This window comes from Heliomarina sp., from assembly GCF_052826185.1.
The window spans coordinates 1-4163 of sequence record NZ_JBRBUI010000020.1; the positions used below are offsets into that span (position 1 = coordinate 1).

Here is a 4163-nt window from a genome sequence, read left to right on the forward strand (position 1 = left end):
GTCGGTCCAAGAAATTCCGACTGCCCGAAAGCTGAAACATATAGCGGCAGCGCGCTGATCATTGTCGCATAAAGATAAACTCCGGAGATGTTCTCAAAAAACGCCGAACGCGCAAGGGTTGGGGCAACGACCGACAACGCGGTTGCACGACTGCCCCCGAATGACTCGAACCAGTCGGCAGACAAAACGTAGATCAGTGCGTGGAGGCTTGGAAAGAGAATGGCTCTGAGCAAGATATCCACCAGCACGAAAAACGCCGTATCTCGGCGGGCGACCTTTGGTTTCTGTATCACCGCGAAAAGAAAAAAACTGACATAGTTTATGGCAAAAACTACGGGCAGACCGTTGGTCGTAACTTGCCTCAGAAAGCGGGCCAGCGATGGCCCGCCGGCGGCAAGAGCCGCTGCAAAGCCCGGCGAAAGCAAGATATAAAGGCAGAGGACCGCCAGTAACGCTGCGAGGCTGAATGCCAAGACAATGCTCACAAACTGAACACCGGGCATGTCGACGGAGAAAAACCTCTGCATGTTAGAACGTTGGCACATATACGGCTTGAGATCGAGGATGTTGAACCTGCGTTTGGGAACCAAGCATTCGCTCCAGGTCTTCGGGACGAATGAAATTTAAGTTTCGAAATCTCCTGAACCGCGTTCCATGTCTCGACTGCAGGCCGAGCGACATAACAAATGGTAGGTTACTGCCGTACCTAGTTGCGGAAATGTTGATAGCATTGGAAAGTAGCTTTTCTGCATGTCTTACGCTGGCGGTAATTTTCAGAACGGAATATTCCTATCCGAGTGGGCGGACTCCTTTCAGGGTCTATTGCAATCTGCGCGGAGATCGCGGCCATCGTGCCGCTTCCATGCAAAAGCCCATCATGGCTGCCGACCCAGATGCAAAAGTTTCGTGCGATCTGACTGCACCTATCGTCGGCGTCGACAGCACTCTGGATGAAACTGCATTGGCGGTAGCGATCAGCGACGCGGGCTACAGGTCTGAGAAGCTGGCTGAAGTTCGGTAGCACAAGACGCGTCAGCATCGCTCCGCTGACCGGAGGGGGATATTGGCTCTTTATATGTTTCTGATATGCAACATTTTCTGACGGCAGCGGCCGAATCTCGCCTTTTTCACAAAAAAGCGACAAACCTTCCTGCGCAGGACGGATTGACTGGATTGCTTCGGTATCCGATATCTAGAGCATGAGCTTTCGAGTTTTCATATCATGCTGGTTCAAGACGTTTACGTGCATTGCGTTTGCGTTAGCCTTGGTATTTTCACCACCTTCTGCCGCTCACGCGGCGTCCGGCATGCATGACGGACATCAAGCCAAGTCTATTGTTGTCGTTGGTGCCGCCATGACTCATGACACCGGAAGCGATGCGCATCACGCGCATGAGAAGCTTAGGGTCGCAAGCGACATCGCAGCGTCCGACAAGGATGGCAAAGAGCAACAATCCCAAGAGTGTTGCAACGGCATCTGTATTTCTGTCGTCTTCATCGAAGACACCAAGATCAGAGCAGAGCCGGTTGGTACAAGTGAATATGTCATTCTGGACGGTCAAACGTATTCGGTAGAAACAGCAGGGTTTTTTCGGCCCCCTCGATTCCTGATCTGAACCGGCGCCCAAATCGGGTGTGAGCCTTGCGCAGATTCTGCGTGAGACAACGTTCACCAATCAGGTTACTTTCATGAAAATTCATCTACTTATGGGGGCTTCGGCCCTCGGGCTTGGCGCATGCGCCTATGAGCCCACCCCGTTGCCGTCCGTCGCGACCCAACAGGCCGTCGTCAACACGGTAGTTTCATCGCCGATCAGCTATCAGGACCCCTTGGCGGGCTACACCTATCGCGGCCCTACAGGTCCCCGCGACTGGCGTTCCGTCAATCAAGAACAGACGGAGGGCAACTGATGCGGGTATCGAAGTTTCCGCTGGTTTTCGGCTTTCCGCTAATCTTGGGTGCCTGTGCTACAGCTGTGCCGGGCATCTACACGGAACCAAAAGCTGGCTTCGCCAATATTTCCAGCCAGGTCACACCAGCCATTGGCAAACGGACAGCCTTCGCCGAAACCCAGGCCGAAAACGAGGCCTTGAAGAAGCAGGTGCACGCAATGGTGCACCGCAAGACCATTTCGGCGGACACCGCCGTTCAGGTCGCGCTTCTGAACAACAAGGGTTTGCAGGCGTCATATGCGAATGTCGGCCTATCCGCCGCTGAGGCCTGGCAGCAATCGACCCCGGAAAATCCGATCGTCGCGATCGGTATACTGGGCATCGGTGCGCCCGAACTAGGTGCCTACAGGGCGATCGAGGGACTGATACGGTCGAACGTGCTCGATGCCACCACTCGCAAGCAGCGTACGGCCATTGCAGACGCAAACTTCCGGCAGGCTCAACTGAGCGCCGTGAACGACACACTCGCACTGGCCAATCAGACGCGGAAGGCATGGGTCGATGCCGTAGCTGCCTTCGAGGCCGTGAGCTATCTGCGCCGCGCGAAAGCGACTTCTGACGCCGGATCGGAATTGGCTATGAGGCTGGGTGAGACCGGCGCGCTCAACACAGCCGGGCAGGCCCGTGAACAGGCATTCAATGCCGAACTCGCCGGACAACTTGCCCAGGCACGCTTGAATGCTACCCGGTCCAAAGAGCAGCTGACCAGGCTCATGGGGCTGTGGGGCACCGAAGTCGACTATTATGTGCCCGATGCCCTTCCTGCGCTGCCGCGTTCCGTCGGCCGTGTGACTGACATCGAAGCGAAAGCATTGCGAAATCGGGTTGATCTGCGCGTTGCCAAACTTGGCCTGGAAGCACAGGCCAAGGCGTTTGGTCTGACTGATCAGACTCGCATTCTCAGCGATCTCGAATTCATCGCCGGTTTCGAGGCTGAGCGGGAAATCGAGGACGGAGAAACGGAGACCGTGACCACCCCTCAGGTGGAGGTGGAGTTCGCAATCCCGATCTACGACACCGGGAAGGCACGGATGCGAAAGGCGGAATTGTCGTACCTGCAAGCAGCCAACGTGCTGGCAGAGAGAGCCGTCAACGTCCGGTCCGAAGCGCGTGGTGCTGAAGCCTCCTATCACGCCGCGTATAAGATTGCCCGCCACTATCGCGACGTTCTGGTGCCGCTACGCACGACCGTCGAAGAAGAGGGGCTGCTGTCTTATAACGGCATGATCACCAACACTTTCGAGCTGCTGACAGATGTGCGCGAAAAACTTGGCGCATCGCTGGAAGCGGCAAACGCAAAACGCGAATTCTACATGGCGCAGGCTGACCTGACTGCTGCGATCTATGGCGGCGGAGACGGCGGCGGTGCTGGTGGAGAAGACGCAACACTTGCCGCCGGTGGCGGCGCAGGACACTGAAAGGAACTGACATGTTGAACAGACGTCAATTACTCGGAGCCGGTGCGGCAGGTGCAACGCTGGTCTCTTCGAAAGCCTGGGGTCAAACCTTGAACATGGGATTGCCCGAAGCCGCGCAAATGGACAGTGCGGCAACGGCGATCACGGCGCGTCCCAATTCCGGGCCGGACTACACACCTGTGGTCACATTGAACGGGTGGACCCTGCCACACCGGATGAACAACGGCGTGAAGGAATTTCACCTCGTGGCCGAACCGGTAGAACGCGAGCTTGCCGACGGCATGATCGCGCATTTGTGGGGCTACAACGGCCAATCCACCGGCCCGACAATTGAAGCTGTCGAAGGCGACCGGGTGCGCATCTACGTCACCAATAAGCTGCCGGAAGGCACAACGGTACACTGGCACGGGCTGATTCTTCCGTCGGGCATGGATGGGGTCTCCGGGTTGAGCCATCCCAGCATCCCACCAGGCAAAACCTTCGTCTATGAATTCGACTTGGTGAAGTCCGGAACGTTCATGTACCACCCCCACGGCGATGAAATGACCCAGATGGCGATGGGGATGATGGGCATGTTCGTGGTCCACCCCAAGGATCCCACATTCATGCCGGTAGATCGTGATTTCCTGATCATGCTGAACGCTTTCGACATCGATCCGGGGACCTATGTACCCCGCATCATGACGATGACGGATTTCAACCTTTGGACCTGGAACAGCCGGATCTTCCCCGACATCGATCCGCTGGTCGTGAACAAGGGCGACCGGGTGCGAGTGCGGGTTGGGAATCTTA

The 4163-nt window shown here is 56.5% G+C and carries 5 protein-coding genes; 4 read left to right on the forward strand and 1 reads right to left on the reverse strand.

The window, feature by feature from the left end; genetic code table 11:
* Nucleotides 1–590 (reverse strand): hypothetical protein (locus ACU0FH_RS08475; protein WP_446194229.1); only part of this gene is annotated, 590 nt, incomplete at its 3' end.
* Between the two features lie 717 nt (nucleotides 591–1307).
* On the opposite strand from ACU0FH_RS08475, the gene ACU0FH_RS08480 reads away from it, so the two are divergent.
* The 4 genes from ACU0FH_RS08480 to ACU0FH_RS08495 all read left to right on the forward strand — a co-directional run.
* Nucleotides 1308–1616: a hypothetical protein gene (locus tag ACU0FH_RS08480; protein ID WP_233145813.1), complete on the forward strand. Its 309-nt coding sequence runs from the start codon at nucleotides 1308–1310 to the stop codon at nucleotides 1614–1616.
* 73 nt (nucleotides 1617–1689) lie between these two features.
* On the forward strand, nucleotides 1690–1911 hold the full coding sequence (locus ACU0FH_RS08485; protein ID WP_233145814.1) for a hypothetical protein: 222 nt from the start codon (nucleotides 1690–1692) through the stop codon (nucleotides 1909–1911).
* On the forward strand, nucleotides 1911–3371 hold the full coding sequence (locus ACU0FH_RS08490) for a TolC family protein (protein WP_238372967.1): 1461 nt from the start codon (nucleotides 1911–1913) through the stop codon (nucleotides 3369–3371). Before ACU0FH_RS08485 ends, ACU0FH_RS08490 begins: the two co-directional genes overlap by 1 nt.
* An 11-nt stretch (nucleotides 3372–3382) precedes the next feature.
* The coding region (locus ACU0FH_RS08495; protein ID WP_446194230.1) for a multicopper oxidase domain-containing protein at nucleotides 3383–4163 on the forward strand (781 nt) is incomplete at its 3' end.

Coding starts and splice junctions, on each gene's coding strand:
- ACU0FH_RS08480 (WP_233145813.1), top strand. CDS start 1,308: ATGCATGACGGACATCAAGCCAAGTCTATTGTTGTCGTTGGTGCCGCC.
- ACU0FH_RS08490 (WP_238372967.1), top strand. CDS start 1,911: ATGCGGGTATCGAAGTTTCCGCTGGTTTTCGGCTTTCCGCTAATCTTG.
- ACU0FH_RS08485 (WP_233145814.1), top strand. CDS start 1,690: ATGAAAATTCATCTACTTATGGGGGCTTCGGCCCTCGGGCTTGGCGCA.